At 50.1% G+C, this 25,613-nt stretch carries 26 protein-coding genes; 11 read left to right on the forward strand and 15 right to left on the reverse strand.

Going from position 1 to position 25,613, the window contains the following annotated elements; genetic code table 11:
- Nucleotides 1-24 precede the first annotated feature (24 nt).
- From CWE21_RS13370 to CWE21_RS09835, 3 genes are all read right to left on the reverse strand, one after another.
- Nucleotides 25-186, reverse strand: coding sequence for a hypothetical protein (locus CWE21_RS13370; RefSeq protein WP_157982758.1), 162 nt, complete (start codon nucleotides 184-186; stop codon nucleotides 25-27).
- Between the two features lie 209 nt (nucleotides 187-395).
- Entirely contained in the window at nucleotides 396-884 is a 489-nt protein-coding gene (locus tag CWE21_RS09830) for a protein disulfide oxidoreductase (RefSeq protein WP_126834270.1), read from the reverse strand.
- Nucleotides 874-1,590: an SGNH/GDSL hydrolase family protein gene (locus tag CWE21_RS09835; protein ID WP_126834271.1), complete on the reverse strand. Its 717-nt coding sequence runs from the start codon at nucleotides 1,588-1,590 to the stop codon at nucleotides 874-876. Before CWE21_RS09835 ends, CWE21_RS09830 begins: the two co-directional genes overlap by 11 nt.
- 61 nt (nucleotides 1,591-1,651) lie before the next feature.
- Here CWE21_RS09835 and CWE21_RS09840 point away from each other — a divergent pair, with 61 nt between their 5' ends.
- Complete coding sequence (locus CWE21_RS09840) at nucleotides 1,652-2,095, forward strand: YaiI/YqxD family protein (protein ID WP_126834272.1); 444 nt, start codon at nucleotides 1,652-1,654, stop codon at nucleotides 2,093-2,095.
- A gap of 45 nt (nucleotides 2,096-2,140) precedes the next feature.
- Here CWE21_RS09840 and CWE21_RS09845 read toward each other — a convergent pair whose 3' ends face one another.
- Nucleotides 2,141-4,576, reverse strand: coding sequence for a S9 family peptidase (locus CWE21_RS09845; RefSeq protein WP_126834273.1), 2,436 nt, complete (start codon nucleotides 4,574-4,576; stop codon nucleotides 2,141-2,143).
- 115 nt (nucleotides 4,577-4,691) lie between these two features.
- On the opposite strand from CWE21_RS09845, the gene CWE21_RS09850 reads away from it, so the two are divergent.
- Genes CWE21_RS09850 through CWE21_RS09860 form a run of 3 tightly spaced genes read left to right on the forward strand, consistent with a single transcriptional unit; the run spans nucleotide 4,692 to nucleotide 7,538 of the window.
- Complete coding sequence (locus tag CWE21_RS09850) at nucleotides 4,692-6,077, forward strand: amidase (protein ID WP_126834274.1); 1,386 nt, start codon at nucleotides 4,692-4,694, stop codon at nucleotides 6,075-6,077.
- Nucleotides 6,078-6,081: 4 nt separating this feature from the next.
- Nucleotides 6,082-6,828 (forward strand): thioredoxin family protein, encoded by a 747-nt coding sequence (locus tag CWE21_RS09855; protein WP_126834275.1) that lies wholly within the window; start codon nucleotides 6,082-6,084, stop codon nucleotides 6,826-6,828.
- A 14-nt stretch (nucleotides 6,829-6,842) separates the two neighbouring features.
- Nucleotides 6,843-7,538 (forward strand): SDR family oxidoreductase, encoded by a 696-nt coding sequence (locus CWE21_RS09860; RefSeq protein WP_126834276.1) that lies wholly within the window; start codon nucleotides 6,843-6,845, stop codon nucleotides 7,536-7,538.
- Here CWE21_RS09860 and CWE21_RS09865 read toward each other — a convergent pair.
- Nucleotides 7,535-8,221 (reverse strand): dUTPase, encoded by a 687-nt coding sequence (locus CWE21_RS09865; RefSeq protein ID WP_126834277.1) that lies wholly within the window; start codon nucleotides 8,219-8,221, stop codon nucleotides 7,535-7,537. The two genes, CWE21_RS09860 and CWE21_RS09865, sit on opposite strands and share 4 nt — an antisense overlap.
- Before the next feature lie 53 nt (nucleotides 8,222-8,274).
- On the reverse strand, nucleotides 8,275-8,940 hold the full coding sequence (locus tag CWE21_RS09870) for a cupin domain-containing protein (RefSeq protein WP_126834278.1): 666 nt from the start codon (nucleotides 8,938-8,940) through the stop codon (nucleotides 8,275-8,277).
- A 135-nt stretch (nucleotides 8,941-9,075) separates the two neighbouring features.
- Here CWE21_RS09870 and trxC point away from each other — a divergent pair, with 135 nt between their 5' ends.
- On the forward strand, nucleotides 9,076-9,510 hold the full coding sequence (gene trxC, locus CWE21_RS09875; RefSeq protein ID WP_241970276.1) for a thioredoxin TrxC: 435 nt from the start codon (nucleotides 9,076-9,078) through the stop codon (nucleotides 9,508-9,510).
- A 3-nt stretch (nucleotides 9,511-9,513) separates the two neighbouring features.
- On the opposite strand, the gene CWE21_RS09880 is transcribed toward trxC, so the two are convergent.
- Entirely contained in the window at nucleotides 9,514-10,281 is a 768-nt protein-coding gene (locus CWE21_RS09880) for a thioredoxin domain-containing protein (RefSeq protein WP_126834279.1), read from the reverse strand.
- Between the two features lie 140 nt (nucleotides 10,282-10,421).
- Here CWE21_RS09880 and CWE21_RS09885 point away from each other — a divergent pair, with 140 nt between their 5' ends.
- The 3 genes from CWE21_RS09885 (at nucleotide 10,422) to CWE21_RS09895 (ending at nucleotide 12,865) form a co-directional block, all read left to right on the forward strand.
- The gene (locus tag CWE21_RS09885) at nucleotides 10,422-11,162 is read left to right on the forward strand and encodes a hypothetical protein (RefSeq protein WP_126834280.1); all 741 of its coding nucleotides are present in this window, start codon (nucleotides 10,422-10,424) and stop codon (nucleotides 11,160-11,162) included.
- Nucleotides 11,163-11,278: 116 nt separating this feature from the next.
- A complete protein-coding gene (locus tag CWE21_RS09890) occupies nucleotides 11,279-12,226 on the forward strand; it encodes an META domain-containing protein (RefSeq protein WP_126834281.1) in 948 nt (315 codons plus the stop codon).
- Between the two features lie 21 nt (nucleotides 12,227-12,247).
- A complete protein-coding gene (locus CWE21_RS09895; RefSeq protein WP_126834282.1) occupies nucleotides 12,248-12,865 on the forward strand; it encodes a glutathione S-transferase family protein in 618 nt (205 codons plus the stop codon).
- Nucleotides 12,866-12,996: 131 nt separating this feature from the next.
- Here the strand turns inward: CWE21_RS09895 and CWE21_RS09900 are convergent, their stop codons facing one another.
- The 5 genes from CWE21_RS09900 to CWE21_RS09920 all read right to left on the reverse strand — a co-directional run bounded on the left by CWE21_RS09900 (nucleotide 12,997) and on the right by CWE21_RS09920 (nucleotide 16,708).
- Nucleotides 12,997-13,602, reverse strand: a complete 606-nt coding sequence (locus CWE21_RS09900) for a DUF4434 domain-containing protein (protein WP_157982760.1) — start codon at nucleotides 13,600-13,602, stop codon at nucleotides 12,997-12,999.
- Entirely contained in the window at nucleotides 13,580-13,828 is a 249-nt protein-coding gene (locus CWE21_RS09905; protein ID WP_126834284.1) for a hypothetical protein, read from the reverse strand. The genes CWE21_RS09900 and CWE21_RS09905 overlap by 23 nt, the downstream gene beginning before the upstream one ends.
- 273 nt (nucleotides 13,829-14,101) lie before the next feature.
- Nucleotides 14,102-14,869 (reverse strand): EAL domain-containing protein, encoded by a 768-nt coding sequence (locus CWE21_RS09910; RefSeq protein WP_126834285.1) that lies wholly within the window; start codon nucleotides 14,867-14,869, stop codon nucleotides 14,102-14,104.
- Nucleotides 14,870-14,899: 30 nt separating this feature from the next.
- Nucleotides 14,900-15,826, reverse strand: coding sequence for a YeiH family protein (locus CWE21_RS09915; RefSeq protein WP_126834286.1), 927 nt, complete (start codon nucleotides 15,824-15,826; stop codon nucleotides 14,900-14,902).
- A 6-nt stretch (nucleotides 15,827-15,832) separates the two neighbouring features.
- A complete protein-coding gene (locus CWE21_RS09920; protein ID WP_126834287.1) occupies nucleotides 15,833-16,708 on the reverse strand; it encodes an MBL fold metallo-hydrolase in 876 nt (291 codons plus the stop codon).
- A 138-nt stretch (nucleotides 16,709-16,846) separates the two neighbouring features.
- Between CWE21_RS09920 and CWE21_RS09925 the strand changes: the two genes are divergently transcribed.
- The gene (locus CWE21_RS09925; protein ID WP_126834288.1) at nucleotides 16,847-17,563 is read left to right on the forward strand and encodes a YebC/PmpR family DNA-binding transcriptional regulator; all 717 of its coding nucleotides are present in this window, start codon (nucleotides 16,847-16,849) and stop codon (nucleotides 17,561-17,563) included.
- Here CWE21_RS09925 and CWE21_RS09930 read toward each other — a convergent pair whose 3' ends face one another.
- A complete protein-coding gene (locus tag CWE21_RS09930; RefSeq protein ID WP_126834289.1) occupies nucleotides 17,564-19,726 on the reverse strand; it encodes a S9 family peptidase in 2,163 nt (720 codons plus the stop codon).
- 300 nt (nucleotides 19,727-20,026) lie between these two features.
- Here CWE21_RS09930 and CWE21_RS09935 point away from each other — a divergent pair, with 300 nt between their 5' ends.
- Nucleotides 20,027-22,069, forward strand: a complete 2,043-nt coding sequence (locus CWE21_RS09935) for a tetratricopeptide repeat-containing diguanylate cyclase (protein WP_126834290.1) — start codon at nucleotides 20,027-20,029, stop codon at nucleotides 22,067-22,069.
- Between the two features lie 143 nt (nucleotides 22,070-22,212).
- Here CWE21_RS09935 and CWE21_RS09940 read toward each other — a convergent pair whose 3' ends face one another.
- Complete coding sequence (locus CWE21_RS09940) at nucleotides 22,213-24,378, reverse strand: prolyl oligopeptidase family serine peptidase (RefSeq protein WP_126834291.1); 2,166 nt, start codon at nucleotides 24,376-24,378, stop codon at nucleotides 22,213-22,215.
- Nucleotides 24,379-24,401: 23 nt separating this feature from the next.
- Nucleotides 24,402-24,962, reverse strand: coding sequence for a glutathione S-transferase family protein (locus tag CWE21_RS09945; RefSeq protein WP_126834292.1), 561 nt, complete (start codon nucleotides 24,960-24,962; stop codon nucleotides 24,402-24,404).
- Nucleotides 24,963-25,013: 51 nt separating this feature from the next.
- On the opposite strand from CWE21_RS09945, the gene CWE21_RS09950 reads away from it, so the two are divergent.
- Nucleotides 25,014-25,610, forward strand: a complete 597-nt coding sequence (locus CWE21_RS09950) for a DUF502 domain-containing protein (protein WP_126834293.1) — start codon at nucleotides 25,014-25,016, stop codon at nucleotides 25,608-25,610.
- The last annotated feature ends 3 nt before the right edge of the window (nucleotides 25,611-25,613 follow it).

Genomic DNA, 25,613 nt, shown 5'->3' on the forward strand with positions numbered 1-25,613 from the left:
ACAACAGCAGGCTTTACTTCCGCTTTACTGTGCTTCGTCGTCTTTTGTTGTGCTTTCGTCTTCACGCGCTGCGCAATAGCTATAATCCGGTTGCCCCGTTTCATTATCGAGTTCTGCTCCAGCGCAAGGTGGCTGTGGACCTAGCTCTTCATGGGTGTCCCAATAGCTTAATTTCTTTTCGCCCATTTTTACGACCCTCTTTTACGGCTGTGGTCATAAAATAAACGGCAGCCTCACAGAAAAGGATCTAAATTTAAGCAAGGCGTGATCTCCGTTGATGCCGCTGCGTAATGTAAAGCATTAGCTGGAGAACGATTATGCGCTCCAGAACTTGCTCGCTATGATCCGCCGTGGACATTACCGTTCTTGCGTCGTAACGAGGTCAAAATACGCTATCAACCTGCCGCATAAGCCCATAGCCAACGTGCGTATAGGCCTAGAGGGGTTGTGACCCCAGCGGTAAAAGAATGAATTTCACCATTGCGAACAATGGCGAACGCCGGTGTCACAGGCACGCCCCACTGCCCTGAAATTGCTGCATCGGGGTCGTTGACCACCGCTAATTGGTAGTCGTTGCTCTGCAAATAGTTTTGTACTTGGTGGGCGGAGCCCGAGCTCATCGCGACACTGACGACCGGCAGATAGTTATCAACCCAATCAACCGAAGGTGTCAGCACATGACATACCGGACACCAAGAGCCCCAGAAATAGACAATCACCGGCTCACCATAACTTTGTTCCACGAGATCGATATGTTGCGCGTCCAGAGTGACCCAACGCGTATCAGGCAACGCGCCCTTGGGTAGATCTTTGCCGCGCCATAAGTCCATCACCGTCACTACGACCAATGCCAACAGTAAAAAGAGCAGCGTCTTACGAATCAATTTTTGTTACTCCTAATTTTTCTGCAGCCGCTTTCGCCCAAATAGCTGCAGCTTGTGCAGAGGGGTGATAGCCGTCAGCTGCAATGTACTCTGGTTCATAAGGTAAGTCGAAGTTTAACAGTTCGGTGTTGGTATGTGTTTGGCAATGCTCAGCAAGGTGATGATTTAATTCGAAAGCTTGCTGTCCAACAAACCAACGCAAGGGTTGCGGAAGGGCAGGAAATTTATGCATCGGCGGCAAGGCGGTATAAATGATCTGCTTGGCGTGCAATTGCTCCGTCAGATACTGCGTTAGCTGCTCCAGATCACAACGCCATTGGGTTATGCTGGTGCGCCGTGTCACATCATTGACTCCGACCGACACCAGCACCGCATCCGGTGCTTTAACGTACACCTCATGCTCTTGTAGTAACGCCAGAACTCCTGCGCAGGTTAAACTCGATTTCGCAATCAGTTGCCAGCGTAACGCTCGTTCTGCAGGAGTGAGCGCAACCCATTGGCCGGCTACCGCATCTTCTTGTGTCTGACAGCCCACACCCGCGATTGCGGAGTCGCCAAGTAACAGCAGTTGCAACGCAGGTTCGTCACCCTCGCGCGCCCCATGTCTCGCCCCAGGAGGCTCCGGCAGACGCACTGTTTGTTTTCGCACCCGCTTGCCTTGCAACAGCAATAAAGGTGCCGCAAGGGCAAATAATAATTTACGCATTCCACTAAGGTCCTTAAGCTCTCATGCTATGCTACTGAGACTACCTCAATAAGAGTCCATCATGAAAATCTATGTAGATGCTGACGCCTGTCCAACGGTCATCAAAGAGATTTTGTACCGTGCGGCAGAACGTAAAAGACTTCAGCTTATACTTATCGCCAACCAGCCTTTGCGCGTGCCGCCCTCAAAGTTTATTCAAACACTTACGGTCAGCAGCGGATTTGATGTTGCCGATGACGAAATCGTCAAGCGGTGCGAAGCAGGCGATCTGGTCATCACCGCCGATATCCCGTTAGCTGCCGAGGTGATCGCCAAGGGCGGACAAGCACTGAGTCCGCGTGGCGAGCTTTTCACCAAAGACAACATCCGAGGCCGCCTAAATGTACGTGACTTTATGGACACCATGCGCGCCAGCGGCGTGCAAAGCGGCGGTCCACCGCCGTTGAATCAACGCGATCGCATGGAGTTTGCCAATCACCTTGACCGTATTTTGGCGCGCGCTTAACGACTCTCCATAAAAAAAGCCCGCCAGCAGGCGGGCTTCGCGGTTTTATTCCTCAGTTTTCAGGTACATATCCAACCAACGGGTTTGTTCCCATAGCATATGCAGCACAGATTTGCGGGCGCGGTAGCCATGCGACTCATGCGGTAGCATCACCAAACGAGCAGTGCCGCCAAGGCCTTTCACTGCTTGATAAAGGCGCTCAGACTGCATCGGGAAAGTCCCCGAGTTATTGTCGTTACTACCATGGATCATCAACAACGGCTCGTTGATTTTGTGCGCATGGAAGAATGGCGACATGCCGATGTAGAGGTCTGTATCATCCCAAACAGTGCGCTCTTCACGTTGGAAACCAAACGGCGTCAAGCTACGGTTATAAGCGCCACTACGGGCAATCCCGGTGGTGAATAAATCGCTGTGCGCCAGCATGTTCGCCGTCATAAATGCGCCGTACGAATGACCACCCAACGCGACCCGGTCAGGATCGGTAACGCCACGGTCGACCCCAGCCTTAATGGCAGCACGGCCGTTCATCACCAACTGTTCGATAAAGGTATCGTTAGGGCGATTCTCCCCCTCACCAACAATCGGCATGGTGGCATTGGCTAATACTGCGTACCCTTGCGTGGCGAGGTACTGCGGCCCCCAATAGCTAATACGCACGAACTCATACGGCGAACCAGAAACTTGTGCCGCCGCAGAGGAACTCTTGTACTCACGAGGGTATGCCCAAACCATGGTTGGTAAAGGACCGTCTGTTTCTTTGTTGTAACCCGCAGGAAGATACAACTCTGCTGACATCGCTAAGCCGTCTTCACGCTCGTACGTGATCATTTCGCGGGTGATGCCTTTGGTATGCGGCATAGGGTGCGCGGTTTCGGTGAGTGCAGTCAGTTCAGCATCATCAAGGTCACGCACAAAGAAGTCGGCAGGATCGTCCACGCCTTCGCGTTGCGTTAAGAACGTTAGCTCTTTAGCGTCAATCAAATCCAAAGGACGTTCAAAATAAGGCGCTTCGCTTCGCCATAAGCGTTCTTTCTCGCCACTGGCCAAATTAAAGCGGTCGACAAACGGACGATCGCCTTCCGCCGACGCACCGGTGCCGCTTAGCAACATGTTGCCGTCTTGCACATGCAATAAACGCCGCCCGTCAACTTGTACGGTAAATGGCTGCCCCGGGTCGTTGTAGCGATCTTCCCATGAACGATCCCACACCAATTTGGGCTCAGCGTCCGAAGTCGCATCTACGAGCCAAAGCTTCTCATCGCGGTCCGCCCACCAACGCTCCCAAATCAGAATCGTCTCTTCGTCGGCCGCCAATACGCGACCTAAGCGCTTGCTCAGATCAATCAGCTTCTGCGGTTCAGCATCAAAGGGAGCTGCCTGCTGGAACACTTGGTCGCGAATTTCTGCTTCGACCGCTGGGTCACCTTGGTCGGTCGCTTCGGCCCATACCAACGTAGCATCCGCATCGTTACGCCACTGCACTGAACGACGTCCTTGTACGACCGCATCAAAGGCAATCGGTAGGTTATCGGCCAGACCTTGTTCTACCACGGTATAAATGTTCTCACCGGCGGGGTTCCAGACCATCGTGGTTTCCGGGAAGCGATAATAAGGTACCGCGTAGGAATATGGTCGCTTGATTTCACTTACTAATAAATAATCGTCGCTTGGCGAGACACTTACACCATTGTACAAAGCTTGCGGGCCAACTTTTTGCTCTTCACCATTAACGTTGAAAAAGCGAATTTGGCTGGTGAAGTAATAGTCAAACAAGGCTTCGTCCGTCTTGTTTTGCAGCAAATCTTGGTAGGTTCGCGCGGGTGCGTTGCGCCCTGCACTTTCAGTCACCACCGGTCCCGTTGGAACATTCGAAGCTTGCGGCTTCGTTAAGCCCTCAGCCACGGTGTAGCTGTAGAGTCCACTACTATCGTGACGCCACTCGAGGCGCGGGCCCCAAACGGCATTTAGTGGCGTGCTTGACCAACTTGTTGCCTTGCCGTTGGTGGCATCGATGAGCCACAACTCAACGCTATCCGTGGTTTGCTGAGCTGCCGCAATGTAGTCTCCGTTAGGTGACCAACTGGCGCCGAGAATCTTTAAGTCACTTGGCAACCCCTTAATCTCTAACTCACTACCGTCAGCGACGTTGAGTAGCTTTAACTCGCTGATATAACGCGCTTGGCTGACCGTGTAGTTCGCAGGGTTAATGCGGCGACCAGCTAATTTAAGCTGCTCGGCAGCAACATCCTCAATAGTTGGCAGCGCAGGATAGCCAGTGACCATTAAGATATCGCCGTCAGGACTCAGGCTTCCACCTGGTGACGGTGCTGCATCCACGATATCAATAATTGCTTGCGCAGGTTCTTGATAGGTCAGCTTGACCGGGTTGGCATGACTTGGAGCAACAGTACTCACGCTCAACAAGGCGCCGGCTCCGATAACCAACGCTAATGAGCTTACTTTCAACGTTTTAAGCATTGTTATTATCCTTTCTAGTGTTTACTTTAAGCTAACACATAAACGCACTTACACGGTGTTTAGATGCCTGCGTCAATCGCAGCAAATTGTGCTTTAACCGCATAGTGAGCATGTCATGTCTTATGAACAACAGGTAAAAGAGCGTTTCGAACGTATCGCTAAACTTAATCCGAAGCTGAATGCGTTTGTCGAGTTATTCCATGAGCAGGCGTTGCAGACCGCACGCCAATGCGATCAAATAGAGCCCCGCGGTCCGTTGCACGGTGTCCCTATTTCAATCAAAGAGTGCTATGCACTTCAGGGCACCGCAACCACCATCAACTATCCGCCACTACGCAACTATCGCGCTGACAAAACCTCAATGTTAGTGCAGCGACTCATCGATGCCGGCGCCGTGATTGTTGGCAAATCAAATGTGCCAGCCTTATTGGCCGATGCGCAAACCTTTGGGCCGCTCTACCCCACCGCAAATAACCCTTATGACCTCAGCTGTACACCCGGTGGGAGTACCGGCGGAGGCGCAGCAGCGCTCGCTGCGGGCTTAGTTGACCTGGAACTCGGTAGTGACATTGGTGGCTCGATCCGTAATCCTTCGCACTTTTGCGGATTGTATGGCTTAAAGCCTACGGAAAATGGTCATGCGCACGATGGCCATATCCCACCGTTACCCGGTCACGATGTCGGTATCCACATGATGAATAGCACGGGGCCTTTAGCACGCGACGCTGTGCGCTTGCAGCAGGCTTACGACATCCTTTATCAACCGGATTGGCAACAGCGCTTTTATCTCCCAGTGGCATGCCCGCAACAGCAGCCCGAGAGCCTCGCCGGGTATCGTTTTGGTTACCTCGATAATTTCATGGGGCTGGGTGCCGGCAGTGATGTCTCACGGGCAATGGATAAAACCATTGCCGATTTACGGGCCAAAGGTGCAACAGTCGAAAAAATTAATCTCGACGAGCAGTTGGCGCGAAGGCTACTCACACTGTGGGTCGAACTGTTTGGTTTCGTCATGGGGCAGACGTTAAGTTGGCCGGTACGAAAACTGATTTACTGGCAATACAGCAAGCTACTCAAGCGCTCAAGTTTGCCGGCAACGAAAGCCCTACGTTCGGGCTTAGGTTTAAGCCTGAAGCGGCTCAGTGCGGCACTCAAAGAGCGCGATGAAGTGATTGCCGAAGTGAACCGTTTGTATGCGCACGTCGATGTGGTCATCAGCCCTACCTCATTAGGGCCAGCCTTCCCGCATAATCATAAACATGAATCGATAATGCTCGACGGCGAAAAGGTGCCTTATGTTGATTATTGCTTCCCTTTTGTGATGCTGTATAACCTAACCGGTCAACCGGTGCTGACCGTCCCCACGGGGCTTAACGACAGTGGCCTGCCTGTCGGTCTTTCGTTTGCCGCCAAGCATCACCAAGAACATACTTTGCTGCACCTAGGTAAGTTACTTGAGGCCGCAGGTTACCAACACACTCCACCACAACTCGAGGTTTAATTTTATGCTGTCTAAAGCCGTTGCTTTATTGCTTGTTGTTAACTTCCTTTTGCCCTTTTCTGCAGCGACAGCTACCGAGAAGCCATACTTTACCGGTCAGCAACCGAGCTTGGCTGATATTAAACAAGCGCAGCAAGAAGCTGCTGCTGAAGACAAGCTCCTAATGCTGGTCCTGGGCGCTGACTGGTGCCATGACAGCGTGGCACTTATGGATCGGTTTAACGAACCCAGCTTGCAGGCTGAATTGCAGCAGAAGTTTGTTATGCGCAAGGTGGATGTAGGGTATTTAACGTACGGCTTTGAGATAACGGAAGCCTATGGGCAGCCCACCTACTATGGTACGCCCACCGTTATGATCATTGATCCGGAAAATGGTCAGGTGCTGAACAAATCCGACTGGCAGTATTGGACCAATGCCGCCTCACACGATGCGCAAACCTTTGCTAATTATTTTGTGCATGGCACGTTTTCGCAGCCAGCCAGCGCTACAGAATGGCAACAACAGGTGCAGGCATTTGAACAGCGCCAGGCGCAGCGGGTCCGAGCTGGCTTTCAAGCAGTAAGCCCGTTATTGGAGACCTATATAGAGTCAAATCGAGGCCAAGCCAAAGCAGAATTCCAGGCATTGTGGTCTGAACTCGCTAAGTTCCGTAATGAAGTATTTGCAACGACTGTTAAACTGAATCAACAGTCAAACGCATCTGAGTTCCCAGATTTTGCCTTGCAAAGTTGGGAGAAAAACGAGCAGTAAAAGGAGCAACAACTATGTCCGCAGAGCAAAACGAAAAAGTATTGATGATCACAGGCGCCTCGAGTGGTATCGGCAAAACCACCGCACTGACGGCCGCACGTGAAGGGTTCAAACTGATTCTTACCGCACGCCGGAAAGAGTTGCTAGATGAGCTGGTGGCCGAGATTGGTAGCGAGCAAGCGCTGGGAGTTGCTGCCGATGCTGGTGACTACAAATCGCTCGAACAAGTGGTAGTGAAGGGTCTCGAAAAATTTGGCCGTCTCGATGCGGTGTTCGCGAATGCCGGTACCGGGGTGCAAACACCTGGCACTGAGAAAGGCGATGCCAACGAATGGAAGACCATGATTGACGTCAACATTAATGGTCTGCTGTATACCGCACGCCTTACCTTACCGCATTTACGCAAAACCACCGGCCATTTCTTGATGACCGGTTCAGCCGCAGGGCGCAATACCATTAAAGGTTCGGTCTACGGTGCGACCAAGTGGTTTGTGCATGGCTTTGCGCAGAACTTAGCAGAAGAAATGAAAGAATGGGACGGCCGTTGTACAACGATTGCACCGGGTATGGTGAATACCCCATTCTTTGATGAGCCAAAGCCTGACAAGCTTGACCCTCAGGACGTTGCCGACGCAGTGCTGTATGCGCTCAACGCACACCCACGCAACTGCGTCCGCGAAGTTTATCTGATGCCAGCGTACCGCAACTAAGCGGAAGCGACCTCACGATCATAGTGGTCGAGTAACAAGGTTTGTGCGTGCACTAACGGTTGCTCGGCCGCAATGATCTCGGCCTGATGTTCGCTTAACAAACGCATCATCACTTCGTTATCTTCTTCGCCGTGCCACATTTTGATGTAAGTGCCCTGTTTGTAACCGCGCTGCTGGCGCAAGTTATTCAGCGCATTTTTGCCAATATAGGTCAGGTAGACGCTATCCGCATCGCCATACGCGTCAACCAACATGGTCATCAACTTATCGAAGAACACTGCGCCGCAAACCAGCGGGGTTGCGTCATCGCCATCGGCTGCTAAGGCTGCGACTAATTCTTTACCGTCGCGCACGTTGCCATGATGTTCAGCACCGGCCAACAAGATCTGTGCGACATATTCTGTCGCAGTTACGACATCTTTGCCTTGCTCACAGGCATGCTCAACCGCATCAGAGATCGCGAAGTGAAGAATATCGATAAGCTCCATATTGGCTTGCGCCCAATCGGCCTCTTGCTTCTTCCACCACTTATAGGCCGTGTGCTCAAAGTATTCGCCAAGCTCAACTAAAATGGCTTTAACGTCATCGCGCTTTACTTTAGGAGCTTCAGGATAATCGGGGTCTATCACTTGATTGAAGGCAATTTGCATTGCCACCAGTTGGCGCGCTTGCGCTGGCGTCATCGGAATGTCCTCTCGTATGATTTTCGATAACGCCAAAATAGCATAAGTGCTGTTTAGTAGGCGAGTTCTGGCACCGGTAAATGGCCTGTTTTTACGTAAATAATGGTTTCTTCATCAACACGAGGTGTATGTTTGCTGGCGTGCGGGCTGCGCAGCCAAGTCCCCTGCGGATAGTGACCGTGCTCATCAATGAATTCACCACTGAGCACAAGAATTTCTTCACCCGCATAATGGCGATGCGGTTTAAACGCCTCACCCGCAGGCCACTTCACCAACGCCACATGCTCGGTTTCGAAACTATGCAGCGGCATCACTTGTAACCCGCCTTGCCCGGGTAGCCAAGGCGCAGTGTTGGTATTGATGCGCACCACCTCACGGTCAGCACGTGAAAACTGGTGCAATTTCACAAACAGCGTACAGCCCTGTTCGCTAAAGGGCGCATGCGACGAACCTGGTGGGTTACGCAAGTAGGTCCCCGCAGGATAGTCACCGGTCTCATCAGAAAATACGCCCTCAAGCACAACAATCTCTTCGCCTAATGGGTGCTCATGAGTTGCGAAGTGCGAACCTGGCGCATAACGGACAATACTCGTTGCCCGCCCCCGTTCAGCCTCTTCGCGTTCCAACAATTTGCGCTCAATGCCCTTGGCTGGACTAGGCTGCCATTGCGCCGTCGCGGTTTCAATGACGACGCGCTTCGAGAAATCCATATTTAACATGGAACAACTTTCCCCTTTAAATTAGCTTGCTACTAATACTCGTAAAGATAGCTAACGGATCGCTGAAAGCAACTTGAAACGCGCAAAATTGACACTATATTTCGTGGGTAACTAAATTAAACGGAATCGACGCTCATGTCAGACTCAATTATTGTTGCATGCCCTCATTGTAATAAGAAAAACCGTCTGCCGGAGTCCCGCGCGCGGGCAGAAGCCAAGTGTGGCGCATGCGGACAAAAGCTTTTTAGTGGCGAGGCTTTCGGCGTCACTGCCGATCAGTTTCGCGCCCATCGCGATGGCGAGCTGCCGCTGGTGATCGACTTTTGGGCAAGTTGGTGTGGACCGTGCCAGCAGTTTGCGCCGACCTTTAGCGAGGTGGCTAAGTTGTACGCCGATCGCGCACGTTTTGTGAAAGTGAGTACCGAAACCGAGCCGCATTTAGCTCAGCATTTTGCGATTCGTAGTATACCTACCTTAATGATCATTAAAAACGGACAGGAAGTTGCACGACAAGCAGGTGCGTTGCCGCCACAGCATTTTAAGCAATGGCTGCAACAGCACCTCGGCTAATGCTTAGTCGCGCTCAAGCAGATGATTTACCAGCGCAAAGTAACGCTGTGACTCTTCTGGTGAATGCGGCGCAGTGGCGGTAATAACGTATTTTCCGTTAACCACTAGCGTCGGCACACTGGTGATTTCCGCGTCCATCATGTCAGTCATGATTTTACGCAGCTTGTCAGTTTGCGTGGGATCTTCGAAGGCGCTAGCGAAAGCCTCACCGTCAATACTGTGTTCAGCGAGGAAGCTCTGAATGTCCTCGGGGCTCGGTAAACGGTTTTGGTTTTCACGCGTACGCTCGTAGAATTCGATCATTTCATCATCAAGATTCGTATCGGCAACTTGGCGCAGCGTATAAAAAATCCGCGAATCATAGGCCCAACGCTCGTTCGCCGGCGCCGCACGCTTCACGATAGCAACATCTGAATATTCCAACGCAAAGGCATTAATCGTCGGATTAAAGTGCTGGCAATGGGGGCACCCTGGCCACAAAAACTCCATAACAAAGCCTCGTTCACCAGGCGCTTTTTCAAAGTCGGCTAAGGTGAGTGCCGTATCGAGTACCCGATAGTCTTTGCCCTCGACAAAATCTGTCGCACTAAATTCCTGTGCGACATTAGGCGTCGGATCTAACTCGATTGCGACACCAGATGTCGCACCGGCGTTCTCTGTGCTTTGTTGTGCGTCATTTTCTGTCGCGCCATTGTTATTCTCTGCGGGCTGGCAGCCTAAAAGCAGCAATGTCGCAGCCGTGACGACAAGTAACTTATATGTAGAAGTCATAACTTTCCTCGTTGTTATTCTGTTGTCCCATTTCAACGCAGACTAGGCCAAAAGTCACGTTTTAGATCGTGACCCATGGCACTCACCTTTCCTCGCACCCCTGCTTAAACTAGCTCTATCATCAATTGGAGGGTGCTGTGATGAGTCATTTTTACCAACTGCTATTTTACTTTCATGTGACCGCCGGCGTCATGGCGATTATTTTGTTCTGGGTGCCAGTCTTTGCGCTTAAAGGTGGGGAACAGCATAAGCGCTTTGGCCGTTATTATCGCCGACTTATGTATATTGTTGCTGCGTGCGGTATTGCTATGTCTGCGTTGATGCTCGCTGTGCCAACCGCGGTCAAACCCAATCTACTTAATGCCAACGATTTACAGGCCGTGCTAAACAACGTCCGCTTCTTTGCACTACTGCTGTTGTTCTTGGGCTATATTACCTTTTTTACGGTCTATAGCGGTCAACTCGTTTTGCAAGCCAAGCAGAGCCGTGCGCTCTTTAGAACCCCCTTGTTTCTCACGCTTACCGGCATTCTTGCGGTCTTAAGTGTGCTGATAACCTATTTCGGCTGGCAAGCGTCCCATCCGCTACTACTGATTTTCGGGGCCCTTGGTCTGTTTGGAACATTCAGTACCTTGCACTTTGTTTTTAAGCGTGAGGTTTCACGCAAAAAGTGGCTGACCGAACATCTAGGTAATTATATTGGCTCTGGTATTGCAGCATACACTGCCTTCATCACCTTTGGCGCGCGGCACCTTATTTCGCTACCCGGTAATTGGCAGATCCTGTTTTGGGTACTGCCAGGCGTGATCGGCGCTATTTTTATCACCTATCTCACCCGCAAGTACGATCCCAAAGCAACAGCCAACAAGGTGACGTCATGAATCTAAATGCCTTGATGCTGCGAGTAAAACTTCTGATAAGGAGTTTCTGGCCCTCGTAAAACAACTGCAAAAGGACAATAATAGAGTACCGCTATCGCAAACACTAGGTGCCTAATATGTCAGTTTTTCGTGGTTTAACTGTCGCGCTCGTAACGCTTCCCCTGCTAGCCTGCAGTCCAAGCGACAACGTTAGCAAACAAGTGAGCTATCACTGCGGCGCGTTGCCGTTAACCACCGAGCTAGAGGGTGAAACGCTCACCTTACGCTTTGGTGCGCAAGGCGCCCAAGAACTCACACTAACCCAGAGCCGCAGTGCATCTGGCGCGCGATTTACCGATAGCGCGAGTGGTACCGAGTTCTGGAGCAAAGGCAACGAGGCACAGTTTAGCGCCGAGGGTTTTTCGCTACCGTTATGCGTGGTCGATGGCACCTTGCCGCAACAGCTCAATGCCCGCGGCAACGAACCGTTTTGGCTCCTTGAAATCAATGGCGATCAAGCCATCTTGCGCCAACCGGGCAGTGAGTCCAGCCATACTTTTACCCGCAACGAACCTGAGCAAGTTCAACCTTTGCGGACGTCGCTCGATTTCGACAACGGCTGGTCCCTCAAGCTGCTCGAGGAAATCTGCTATGACAGTATGAGTGGGCAAAGCTTTCCGTTCACGGCCGACCTACATACCGAAAAAGAGGTTCTGCAAGGCTGTGCCGGAGATCCCAACCGACTCATAGCAGGCGCAAGCTGGCAAGTGATTAACGTACCAAGTGAGGTTACAGAACCACCGTCATTGACCTTCCACTCAGATCAAAGGGTTAGTGGTTTTGCCGGCTGTAATTACCTCAATGGCGGCTATGAAATAACCGGTGAAGGGCTACGCTTCAGTCCGCTCGCGGTCACTAAACGCATGTGCCCACCTGCGGCAATGGACTATGAAGCTCAATTCTTGCGTGAGCTGCAGCAAGTCTCTAATGTTAAAGTGTTTAAAGATGGTACGCTGCAGTTACAGTTACCTAATGGCGACTATGTGCAATTGCAACAGGTTCCACTTAAGCTGTGGCAAGACTAACTCGCAACAAGGATTCCAACGATGAAGCTTTACGAAACCAAAACCGCCCCCAATCCGCGCCGCGTCCGCATGTTTTTGGCCGAAAAAGGGTTGCTAGATAAAGTCGAGTGCGTCGAGGTTGATATTCAAAAAGGCGAAAACTTGAAGCCTGAATTTGTCGCCAAGAATCCAATGAAAAAAGTGCCGGTACTTGAATTGGATGATGGCACGTGCATTGCCGAAACCATGGCGATTTGCCGTTATTTTGAAGAGGCCTACCCTGATACGCCGAAATTACTCGGCGAGTCGGCCACCGAGCAAGCCCTCATTGAGCAGTGGTCGCGCTGGTTGGATTACTATTATTTTGTGCCTTGCGGCATGGGCTTTCAGCATACCAGCGGCTACTTCAAAGACCGCATGACGCCCAATCAAGCGTGGGGGGAGTCCTGCGTCGCTGAGACCCGGAAGTTTATGGAGTTTCTCAACGAACACCTCGCCGAGCGCGAGTTTATTTGTTGTGACAAGCTCACCGCTGCCGACCTTACCGCCTTTGCGGTGACAGCTTTCGCACGTGTGATCCAGTTAAGAGTCGATGAAAGTCTGCCCCACCTCAACAAGTGGTACCAGCAGATGAAGGCGCGCCCATCGGCGCAGGTGTAATGCGTTACCCTTGGGATTCCTGCGTCACATCAGTTAGGTAGAGTAAGCCCGTGGTTTCTGGAAAATAACGTAAGGAAAACAGAATCCGGCGATGGCAGTCAGGTTGTTGCGCGATTGCCTCTCGCAACTCTTCACGATGGGCTGGACGTGCTTGAAAAGGCTTTTCTGAGGTCTGCACAAAGGCTTCGTTGATCAGCACTACCTTGCAACCAATGGCCGAGTTCACGTGGGTTCAGATCAGCATTTATAAACAAACTTATCGCTGGGGGTGTTGTTCCCAAGCGTTGCTTCAACGCGGCCAAGAAGCTGTATAACTGCGCCCGCTGTTGTTCGGTAGCAAAGTAGGCATCGCTCAACTCTAAGGGGGCATACCAACCGAGAAAGCTCTCTTGATGCTGCTGCGTCCACAACTGCCATTGCGCAGCGCTGGCATTTACTTTGCGCAAATAGGTGTCGAAGAATGTCTGTTGCGCCTCAACACCTTTTGCCATTTCAGCAAAGTAATCAGGCTCAGTATGCAACCCTAACCACAGCGGCATTTCGTGTTGCCATAACGTCGCCGTTTCAAACAGCCAAGGTCGCGGACTTTGAAACGACTCAGTACCGTACTGTGTCCACTGTAACACGCCAAAGTCGATATTGCGGGCAACCACTTGCTGGAGCAGATAACGCCAGCCGTGCGCGCCTAATTCGGCATCACCGATCGCGACCAGATCACGAGACGTATCCCCCTGCACGAAACCATACAGGCGCAAGGTCTGCAGGTGATTCTGCGCTAGCGTTAACTTGTGTTTCGGGGTCCGAATAGTCGAATTTTCGATAGATCGTTAACTTACGATAAAGGTTGCGAATCCAGTAGTAGCAATCGATGAAGAGATCATCGAGGCCAAAGATAAACAATACCACCATGACGCCGATGGCGAGCCATTTGAGTCCGTATAAGTATATATCAAACCATGTCATATCGAATCCTCCGACAACGGCTTGAACGCTTGCAACTTACACTTTTCTTTTGCCATATTCTGCTGAGAGGGTGTTAGATCTTTGCAAGTACGTTACAGATAAAAACAACAACTGATAACTCTAAAAATCTGTTGATTTCACGAAGGATCGTAGTACAAATTTTGAAATATGCTATCTGACGGTAGCAATACCCGTAAATCAACTCTATAACATTTTTTATAATTTATGCGCTGAGTCGACAAATTCTTAAAAAATAAGCTTTCGCATTCGCTTTTAGCTCATGGAGGGAAAGGTTACCTCTGGCAGACCTTTAAATTCGGGACGTGCAAATAAATACCCTTGCATATAGCGCAGGCCTAAGGATGCCAAAGTTTGCATTTCTGCTTCAGTTTCAATGCCCTCGGCCAATAATCGCGTTCCTTGCAGTTCACATTGAGCGAGAACTTGTTTAACTTCTTGTTGTTTTTCAGGGCTCTGATCAATGTCGATGATCAAGGTTCGGTCCAATTTTAAGATATGTGGTCGTAATTCCACCAACCATTGGTGACTCGCATAACCTGAACCATAATCGTCAATGGCCGTTTGAAAGCCGCGCGCCGCATAACTAGAAAAAATACGCTGCAAATGCGACTTACTAATAATTTCTTCACCCTCGGTCACTTCAAAGACGAGTTTAGTGAGGTCAAAACCATACAAATCAGCGGCTTCAATGGTCGCTTTTATACATGTTTCAGGGCTATAAACTGCATTGGGTAAGAAGTTGATGTGCAAAAACTCTTTGCAGCCGAGCTTTGCGGCTGTTTCGATTGCTTTCACACGGCAGGCTTGATCGAAGTAATAGCGGTTATCATGCGTAACCTGCTCAAACACCCATCCCGCTCCCTCCCCGTTTGGGCCACGGACAAGCGCTTCATAAGCGATAATTTTTTGTGTCTGCAAGTCGACAATGGGCTGAAACGCCATTTCGATGGCAAAGCCGAGATCCTTTCCAGCCAAACAGTCTCGACAGGTTTGTTGGCGGATACTTTCAGGTATCGTCATGTAAAGTCTTTCTCTGTTTCTCTTTTTTAATTAAATGAGCAACCAAGCGAGGCTTCCTACAGCAATCACCAGCCACAAAATAATGGCCAATAACAAAGGTTTAAATCCTGCGGCGCGGATTCTTTTCAAAGTTAAGCTTAGCCCAATTAAGAACAAACAGAAAACCAAAATCCGTTTACCGGCTAAGAACATGCCATCGTACACGGCCTCGCCTTGCGGTAAAAAGGTGGCAATGCAAATGGTTACGATAAAACCCACAATAAACCATGGGAGCGCCCACGTCGACTGTCCAGGTTTGTCACTGAAACGCGCAGCAACCAGCGCCGAGACAAAAGCCACCGGGATAATCCACAGCGCGCGCGCGAGCTTGGCCGTGGTCGCCACCACTAAAGCCTCGTCACCATAGGCTTCGGCCGCACCGACCACCGACGAAGTATCATGAATTGCAACAGCAGCCCAAATACCAAAGGTGTGTTGGTCGAGTGCAAAATAATGGCCCACTAGTGGAAAAATGAACAGCGCCAAGGCATTCAAAATAAATACTGCCGCTAGCGCCAATGCCATTTGGTCGCTGCGCGCTCGAATCGCTGGGCCTACCGCAGCAATAGCACTGCCGCCACAAATAGCAGTACCAGAGCCGATAAGGTGTGCTGTACTCAGCTCCAGTTTGAGCGCCTTACCAATAAGCAACGCCAATACCAGTGTGGCCACCAGCGACACCGCTATCAAGCCCAATGCATCGCCCGTCACTGCTAGCGCTGTATCCAAGTGAATACCAAAGCCGAGCAAAACGATGGCAACGCCTAGCAATTGTTTGGCGTACTTAGCAGGATTGAAATGCCGCGGCACCCAACCGAAGCCTGCCAAGACAAAACCTATCAGTAGCGCCAGGGGCGATGAAATCCAGCCACCGAGCGCTAATACTGCAATTAAAACAACGCCAAACCAAGCCAGCATAGACACCTACAATTGGTTAATAGGGAGCTTCAAATAGACTTTACCCTGCGCATCGGCAGGTGGCATTTCGCCCGCACGAATATTGACCTGTATTGAGGGTAAAATAAGCCGCGGCATTTCTAAAGTTGCATCGCGCTCTTCACGCATTTTGACAAATTCGGCCTCACTGACACCGTCGTGCACGTGCTTACTCTCCTGGCGTTGGGCCGCAACTGTGGTACAAAACTCATGTTCGCGTCCGGCTGGCGGGTAGTCGTGACAAATATAGATTTCCGTCGTTTCCGGCAAGGCCAGCAACTTCTTAATTGAGCGATACAACGTGGTCGCGCTACCACCGGGGAAGTCACAACGTGCAGTGCCAACATCCGGCATAAATAGAGTGTCACCGACAAAAGCTTTGGCGCCGTCAATAATATAAGCGATATCGGCTGGGGTATGGCCTGGGGTATGCATGACTTCAAACTGCATGTTGCCCACCGAAAAGGTTTCGCCGTCGGTGAACAGGTGATCAAACTGCGCCCCATTGGGGAGAAACTCTTTTTCCAAGTCAAAAACTTCTTTGAATATCTTTTGCACATCTTGGATGTGTTCGCCGATACCAATGCGACCGCCTAGTTCGCTTTTGACAAACGGCGCCGCCGATAGATGATCGGCATGCGCATGCGTTTCGAGGATCCACTCGAGCTGCAAATTATTAGTGCGAACAAAATCAATCAATCGTTGCGCACCCGTGGTTTTTGTACGGCCCGATTTATAATCGAAATCCAACACCGGATCGATAATGACCGCGGCTTGCGAAGCGGCGTCCCACACCACATAGCTAAAGGTTTCGCTGTCATCATCCAAAAATGCTTTGACTTGTGCTTGACTGGTAGCGCTCATGTTTACTTCTCCTTCAAATGCATTAGCTACAGCTAAAATACGTGATTCGCAGCAAGAGTTAAACTGGATCCCTTTGCATTGTTTCGCATAGTGCGTATAAAATTGCGCCTTTCTTATTAACAGCAACGAGAGTTCACTATGGGTCGCGCCTTTCAAAACCGCAAGGAGTCGATCGCGAAGACCGCGGCGGCTAAAAGTAAAGTTTACAGCAAATACGGCCGAGAGATTTATGTTGTGGCGAAGCAAGGCGGCGTTGAACCCGATGCCAACTTGCAATTACGCAGCTTAATCGACCGCGCTAAAAAGGACCAAGTTCCAGCGCACGTTATCGAAAAGGCCATTGATAAAGCCAAAGGCGGCGCTGGCGAAGACTATGCACCGGCGGTATACGAAGGCTTCGGACCGGGCAACTGCATGGTCATGGTGGAGTGTTTGACAGATAACAACGCCCGCACCTACGGTGAGGTTCGTAACTGTTTTACTAAGACCAAATCAAAAATCGGTGCACCGGGCAGTGTTGCGCATATGTTCGACCACTGCGCTATCTTAAAATTTGCCGGTGATGATGAAGATGCCGCATTAGAAGCATTGATGATGGCTGATGTTGATGTAACCGATATTGAAGCTGAAGAAGGTCATATTACAGTTTTTGCGCCGCACACCGAGTGGCACAAAGCGAAAACGGCCTTACAAGAAGCTTTCGCCGACCTCGAGTTCGAAGTCGACGAAATTCAGTATTTACCGCAAGTCATGACCGACATCGCCGGTGACGATGTGGCCATGATGGAAAAATTCCTCGATATGCTGAACGATTGTGACGATGTCCAAAACATCTATCACAACGCTCAGTACTAATTACTCTTCAGGATTTTCCAGCAAGTCTAGAATAAATGCATATTCTTCGGCGGTTTCCTTCAGGCGCGCAAAGCGTCCTGAAGCGCCGCCATGACCCGCTTCCATATTCGTCTTCATCATTAGTGGATTATCGCCGACCTTCAAATGGCGTAACTTGGCGACCCACTTCGCAGGTTCAAAATACTGCACCTGAGAATCATGCAGGCCCGTCGTCACGAGCATTGCGGGATACTCTTGCGCACTGACTTGGTCATAAGGCGAGTACGACAGCATATAGTCATAATACGGTTGGTTCTTTGGATTACCCCATTCATCAAACTCATTGGTGGTCAGCGGAATGCTCTCATCTAACATGGTGGTCACCACATCAACAAACGGCACATGCGCGACTAAACCACGGTATTTCTCAGGGGCTAAGTTCGCTACCGCACCCATCAACAAGCCGCCAGCACTGCCGCCCATACCAAACACCTTATCAGGATCTGCATACTTCTCAGCGATCAAGTGTTCGGTTACGTCAATGTAATCAGTAAAGGTATTTTTCTTGTTTTCGAGTTTGCCATCTTCATACCAATGCCGGCCCATTTCTTGGCCACCACGAATATGCGCGATGGCATAAACAAAGCCACGGTCAACAAGTGAGAACACCGACGAACGGAACCAAGGCTCAGACGTTGAACCATACGACCCATAAGCATATTGATAGAGTGGCGCGGTACCGTCTTGTTTGAAATCCTTTTTGTATAACAGTGAAACCGGTACTTGCGTGCCGTCATCAGCAGTCGCCCACGTGCGTGCGGTGGTATACTTGGAAGCATCGTAGTTCGGCACTTCGGTCGCTTTTAAGACTTCACGCTCTTGGGTTGCCATATTCATTGCGTAGGTAACCGTTGGCGTGACTAACGAGGTGTAGTTATAACGCAACACGTCCGTGTCTTGTTCAACATTCCTTTCAAACGTCATGACATAGCTCGCTTCGTCAGCATTGACGACATAGCTTTCTGCTGGCTCTGCCCATGGTACGACGCGAATTTGTCGTAAGCCTTCACGACGTTCATTCAACACCAAGTAATCGGCAAACAATTCAAAGCCATGAATAAAAACCGCTTCGTCATGTGCGACCAACGGCTGCCACTTGCTCTTGTCGCCGATATCCGCATGGGCAACTTCCATGACTTGGAAGTTTGGTGCTTGGTAGTCGGTTAGGATAATCCAGCGACCGTCGATATGGTCAGCAGAGTATTTAAAATCACGCTCACGTGGCGCCAAAACTTGGAAATCTTCATTCGGCGTGTCTGCGTCGAGAACATGAACCTCATCAGAAACCGTCGCGTCGAGCTGGATCATCACATACTCATCGTCTGAGCTGTTACTCACCCACATGTAGAAGGTATCGTCTTGCTCTTCATAGACAACTTCCGCAGTTTCCAGCGGTGCGCCTAACGTATATTTGATGACGCGCTTCGACAGTAGCGTTTGCGGGTCATTTTCAATCACAAACAAGGTTTCGTTGTCTTTCGCCCAAGCAATTGCCGCTGAAATTCCGGTGATACCGGTCTCAGTCACAGCTTCGGTGGTAAGGTCTTTCACATGCAGTTCGTATTGACGACGCCCAATGTTATCGACAACGTAGGCGACTTTGTTCTGATCTGGGCTGACCTGCAGGTTCGAAACCTGCATAAACGACTCACCTTCAGCTAAGACGTTGACGTCCACGAGGATCTGCTTTTCGCCTGACTCAATGTGCGTGCGCGAATAAATTGGATATTCTTTACCCGCCTCGTAATCGGTTTGATACAGATAGTCGCCACGCTGATAAGGCACGGAGCTATCATCTTGCTTCACACGGCCAATAATCTCCTGCTCCAGTTCATCAGTCAGGCCTTGGTACTCGGCACGATAAGCATCGTAATAGGCATTTTCGGCATCTAAGTAAGCGATGACCTCAGGGTCTTTGCGTTCATCGTCGCGTAACCAGTAATAATGATCAACGCGCTCTCCATGAGGTGAAACAATTGTGTAAGGTTCACGCTTGGCGACCGGAGCCTCGTCTTGAGTTGCGGCTGCGCTCTGTTGTTCTGTTGCTGGTTGGCACGCAACGAGCAAGGTCAGTGCTGTTGCTACTAGCCATGGCTGAGTGTTTTTCAACAATGTTTTAGGCATTGGGGGCCTCTTTTTTGGTAGTAATAGTTATAGCTATTCGCAAAGGTACTCTAGCTGTTCCCGAATTTATCATCGACATCTATGTAAAGATGACATAGATTAACACGAATAAAACATTGCTCTCGGTCAACGTTCATACATGTCATTTGTCGTATACTTATTGAACTGATCCGACCAGATGGTATGCTGGCACCAGATATGTCGTTCGGAATAATTTAATTGTCATCTTTACAAAACAACACAACAGTTATAACCCAACTCAAGGGTTGGAGTACATTTTTGTTTGCCCTGTTGCTCACTATGAGCAGCAGCTTTGCCTATGCCCAAACGCAAATTCCTATCAGTGCCGATAGCGCCGATGTCGCAGTCAATGAAACGCCAGCCCCTCGGCTCGACGCGCCAATTGAAGCAGAGCTAGATCGGTTGCTGCAGGCTGCTGAATCAGAGCAAGCCATGCTTGATGCCATGCGCGAACTTGAAGCAACTATTGATAGTAATACCGCGCCAATGAGTCAGGTCCGTCTACAGTCCTACATTGCCTTATCGCTCGGTTACCTTGAACGGCTGGACGAGGCGTATACGGTTCTCGACAAAGCGGCCGAGTTTGCACGTGCGACCCAGCTACCCGATGCGCAGACAGAGGTCGCTGCGACACGTATTTTGCTGAAGAATATTGAAGGCAAGTTGACCGAAGCCTATACCTTGATTAATAGTGCGACCGTTCATTTAGAAGACGCACAGTTGCCACGCGTGCGCTACTTTGCACATAACCTTATCGCCAGCATTTTTCGCGCCAAGAATAATACCGAGCGCGCTCTCGAGCACCTCATCGCCGCCGCAGCGGCCGTCGACGAGACGCAAAATGATCGTACCCCGATTCGCCGTATTTTCCTTAAATTGCGAATTGCCGAAATCTATAACGAGCAACAGCTTTTTGCGCAGGCTTTAGAGCAAATTAACGAAGCCGAAAAAGCCATGTTAGCTGCCAACTTAGAGAGCATGTACGGCCCTGAAATCTCCTTCTTGAAAGCGGTCACTGCAACCAATCAAGGTAAGTACGACTTAGCGTTCGATATCTACAGCGAGCTCGAGCGCCGTATCAAAGCGGACGCTCAATGGCGTTACATGCATACGTCGGTGCTCAATAATATAGGTGATTTAGCGATTCGTACGCAGCGTTTTGAGGCTGGAATTCAGGTGTTGAATGAAGCGCTTGTACTCGCTCAAGAAACCAACGACGTGCTAAGCGAAGAACTCATCCGCTTCAACTTAGGCTTTATTGACGTCCATTTAGGCCAATATGAACAAGGCTTAGCAGCCATGCAGCGCGTGGCCGACGAAGCACGTGGTACATGGAGCAATAGTGAGTTTGAAAAATTGCTCGGAGAGTATGCCGAAGCGCTCACCATGGCAAATCGACATAAGCAAGCCAACGAAATTCTTGTCGAACAACGCCAGTTACGCGAGAGTGTTTTTAACACCGAGTTGCAGAAGAATGTGACCGAGCTGCAAAACCTGTATGACTCGAAAGACAAGGCGCAGCAAATCGAGCTGCTACAACAGCAAAACCAACTCAGTGATCAGCTGCTAGAAAACGAGCGCCAGCGCCAATTGATTCTTGTTCTAGGCGTCGCGGTAGCGCTGTTGCTCTCCGCGCTCGCATTTTATCTGTACCGTTCGGCACGACGCTCGAATCAGGCGTTGCAGCATGCCAATGCACAACTCGCAGATCAATCCTTGCGTGACCCTCTCACCGGCCTACTCAACCGCCGCGCCATGCAACAAGAGCTGCAACGGCAAGCAACCGAGCAACAACCGTTAAACGACGCGATGGTGCTGCTGGATATCGACTACTTTAAGCGCATTAACGATCATCACGGGCATAGCGCCGGTGACGAGGTCATTCGATCGGTCGCTCAACGGCTACTTGATATTTGTCGTGACGACGACAAAGTTATCCGCTGGGGTGGCGAAGAGTTCCTGATTTATCTGAAAAACACCGATAAAGAGGCGCTCCCAAGATTTGTCTTGCGCATGCTTAAAGCCATTGGTGAAAAGCCCATCACTACCGACAACGCCAACTTATCTATAACCGGTACGGCTGGCTTTATCGGCTACCCATTCGGCGATCTCAATCAAACAGAAATGGACTGGGAAGCCACGCTGCAACTGGTAGATAAAGCGCTCTATGCGGGCAAAGTACATGGTCGCAATCAGGCATGGGGCATTGTCAGCCTGAATGTGCCATTTGCCGAAGCGCACAAGGTGCTCGATACCGATTTAGCCAAAGCGATCGAGAAAAACTACGTTTCTGCGATAACCTTGCACGGACCCAAGCAATAGTAACGCCGCAAAGCCCCATCAGAAGCCCCGTGCGGCTAATCAATACCACTTTCTTGGTCGACCGATGTCGGTTGTTCTCTGTCACTATCAAAAAGGCCTCCTAGTGGAGGCCTTTGTTACGTCTATCCCTAGCTTTCCTGTGTTTAATTCAGCTCTGCTAGGTCTTTTACACCCATGTTGTAAAGGGTGAATCCATAGATATCTGCGTATTGTTCGATAGTTTTTGATACAGGCGTACCGGCACCGTGACCTGCGTTGGTCTCAATCCGAATTAACTGTGGATTCGGGCCTGTGTTCTTCGCCTGTAACTCAGCAGCAAACTTAAATGAATGCGCAGGTACTACACGATCGTCATGGTCGCCAGTGGTGATCAAGGTCGCTGGATAGCTTTCTCCTTGCTCAACATTATGTACCGGCGAATAACCGTAAAGGTACTCAAACATCTCTTTGCTGTCTTCCGCCGTGCCGTAGTCATATGCCCAGCCTGCGCCAGCAGTAAAGGTGTGATAACGCAACATATCGAGTACGCCGACCGCCGGCAATGCGACTTGCATCAAATCAGGACGCTGAGTCATCACTGCGCCCACCAGCAAACCACCGTTTGAGCCACCGCGCACTGCTAAACGCTCACTTGAGGTATAGCCTTCTGCAATCAAGTACTCACCAGCAGCGATAAAGTCGTCAAAGACGTTTTGCTTTTGCATTTGCGTGCCAGCGTCGTGCCAAGCTTTGCCGTACTCACCGCCACCACGCAAGTTTGCCACAGCATATACGCCGCCCATTTCTAGCCATAAGGCATTGGTGATGCTGAATGACGGCGTCAAACTGACGTTAAAGCCACCGTAACCATACAAAATGGTCGGCGTGGTGCCATCGAGTTCTAAGCCTTTCTTGTGCGTGATAATCATCGGTACTTCGGTACCATCTTTCGAGCTGTAGAAGATTTGCTTCGACACATAAGCTTCGCTATCGAAATCGGCCTTCGATTTTTCATACACGCTCGACTCGCCTGTCTCAGGGTCGAATTTATAAATCGTGCTTGGTGTATTGTAGTTAGTGAACGTGTAGTAAAGCTCTTCCGCTTCTGCTTTGCCACCCAGACCACCGACGCTGCCAACGCCCGGCAAGGTCACATCACGTACCTTGTTGCCGTCGAAGTCGTATTGCTCAACCTTTGAAATCGCATCAACCATGTACTCGGCGAAGATATAGCCCGCACCGGTACCTACACTTAGCACGTTCTCGGTTTCCGCGATAAAGTCTTGCCAATTCTCCTGCCCTGGGTTGCTTGCATCAACAGTAACAACACGCTTGTTTGGCGCATCCAAGTCGGTTACGAGGTAAAGTGTTGAACCTTTATTATCCAGCGGATAAGTATCGGCGTCGGTATGTCCTTGGACCGTCACTAGCTCGCCATTTTCTTGGCTCAAATCTTTGATAAACAGTTTATTGCCAGAGGTTGAGACGGCCGCCGTAATGTAGAGGTAATTATCGTCTTCAGATACATAACCACCTACGTAACGGTGCTTCTCGGCGTCAGTACCGCCAAAAATAACTGGGTCATTGGCTTGCTCGGTGCCCAATTCATGGTAGTACAGCTTATGCTGGTCCGTTTTCGCTGAAAGCTCGCTCCCTTCAGGCTTGTCGTAGCTTGAATAATAAAAGCCTTCGTTGCCATACCAAGAGATACCGCTGAACTTCACATCAACCAGTTCAGGTTCAAGCTGCTCTTTCGTTTCCGCATCAATAATGATGATTTTACGCCAGTCGCTGCCGCCCTCAGAGATTGAGTAAGCTGCAATTGAACCGTCTTTCGAGAAGCTAATGCTCGCCAAAGAGGTGGTGCCGTCTTCGCTAAAAGTATTTGGATCTAAGAAGACTTCGGTATTGCCTTCTGCGTCGGTACGATACAACACGCTTTGGTTCTGCAGACCGTCATTTTTGTAGAAGTAGGTGTAATCGCCTTCTTTGAACGGCGCACTGATTTTCTCGTAGTTCCACATCGCCGTGAGACGTTCTTCAATCTCTTGGCGATAAGGAATTTGCTCTAGGTAATCAAAAGTGACTTCATTCTGCTTTTTAACCCAAGCTTCGGTTTCTTCGCTACGATCGTCTTCCAGCCAGCGGTAGGGGTCGGCAACAACCGTACCGAAATACTCATCGGTCACGTTGCCACGGAATGTGGTTGGGTACGTCATTTGCGTGTTTACCGTTGTTGTCTTTTCCGCCACTTCTGGAGTACTCGTTTCTTGTTGCGGTGAGCAAGCTGCTAACACAGCTACACTCGCCATAGTGATCATAAAACGCATGAGATTTACCTTCTTCTTATTATTTAACTTAATGCTGGATGAGTGTTGGCGAACCAAGGCTGTTGGTTCACGCTGGCCAAAAAGTTCTGCAAATTCGGCCACTGATGAATATCCAAACGCTCACGGAACTGCGCCCAACTCAAGAAGCAGGCCAAGCGTAAGTGGGCGTCGTTTTCAGGATCCGCTTCGGGCCAATCGCGGTCGTTTAGTTCATCGAGAATCGCAATCACTCGTGAATGTTGACGCTGTAAATAGCCAATTTCTTCGATAGCAACACCGTCGCGATCGAGTAGGAATAGGTTAATCGTCGTATCGAGTGCGGTATTGACCAAGCAGTAGAGGTCAAAATCCTCGATGTCTTCACAAAACCCTTGGTCTGCCAAATTGCGAAGATAACGTAAAATCGACGACGAATCGTGCAACTTTAGCCCATTATGAGTAAAGAACGGTACACGTTTCGCCGGAGAATTCTGCGCACTTTGCGCATAGTCCGTGGGCACTAATTCGAACTTCTGTTCATTGCGCGCCAAGACAATTCGACAATGACGCACAAAAGGTGAGGTATAGCTGCCAAATAGTTTCATGTTAGGTCCTGAAAAAGCTAAGCTAGAACAAACTCACAAGAGAGTAGCATAATGAAAAAAGCCATACAGTATTTACTTAAAGGTCTTGCGGTACTCCTACCGATAATTGTGACGATTGCAGTCGTTCGCTGGTTGCTGGTCACGATAGAAACAGGGCTCAGGCCCATCTGGGTCGCCGCCTTGGGCGAAACTTACTACTTCCCGGGGCTCGCATTTTTAAGCTTTCTCGGCCTTGCCTTCTTAATTGGCTTCAGTGCGCGCTGGGCATTACTCAATAATCTATGGGAGTTGCCCGGCAAAATTATGAACAAAATGCCCGTGCTGGATACCGTATACGGCACTATCAACGATGTCATTGAGATGATGTCGGGTAAGAACTTCGCAGATGAGTCGGTGGTTCTGGTTACGTTGCCAGGCGGCGATGTGCGACTGATTGGTATTGTCACCAAGAAAAGTAGCGACGGCGATCGCTTAGCGCAGTTTCTTGAGGATGACCACGTCGCTGTGTTTTTGCCGATGAGTTACAATGTCGGCGGCTATATGGTGATGGTGCCACGTAGCTGTATTGAAGCAATAGATATGAGTCCTGCCGATGCCCTGCAGCTGACTATCAGCGCTGGGTTAGGCAAAAAACAAGCCAAGGAGTAGTCA

Source organism: Pseudidiomarina aquimaris, assembly GCF_003987395.1.
GTDB lineage: Bacteria > Pseudomonadota > Gammaproteobacteria > Enterobacterales > Alteromonadaceae > Pseudidiomarina > Pseudidiomarina aquimaris.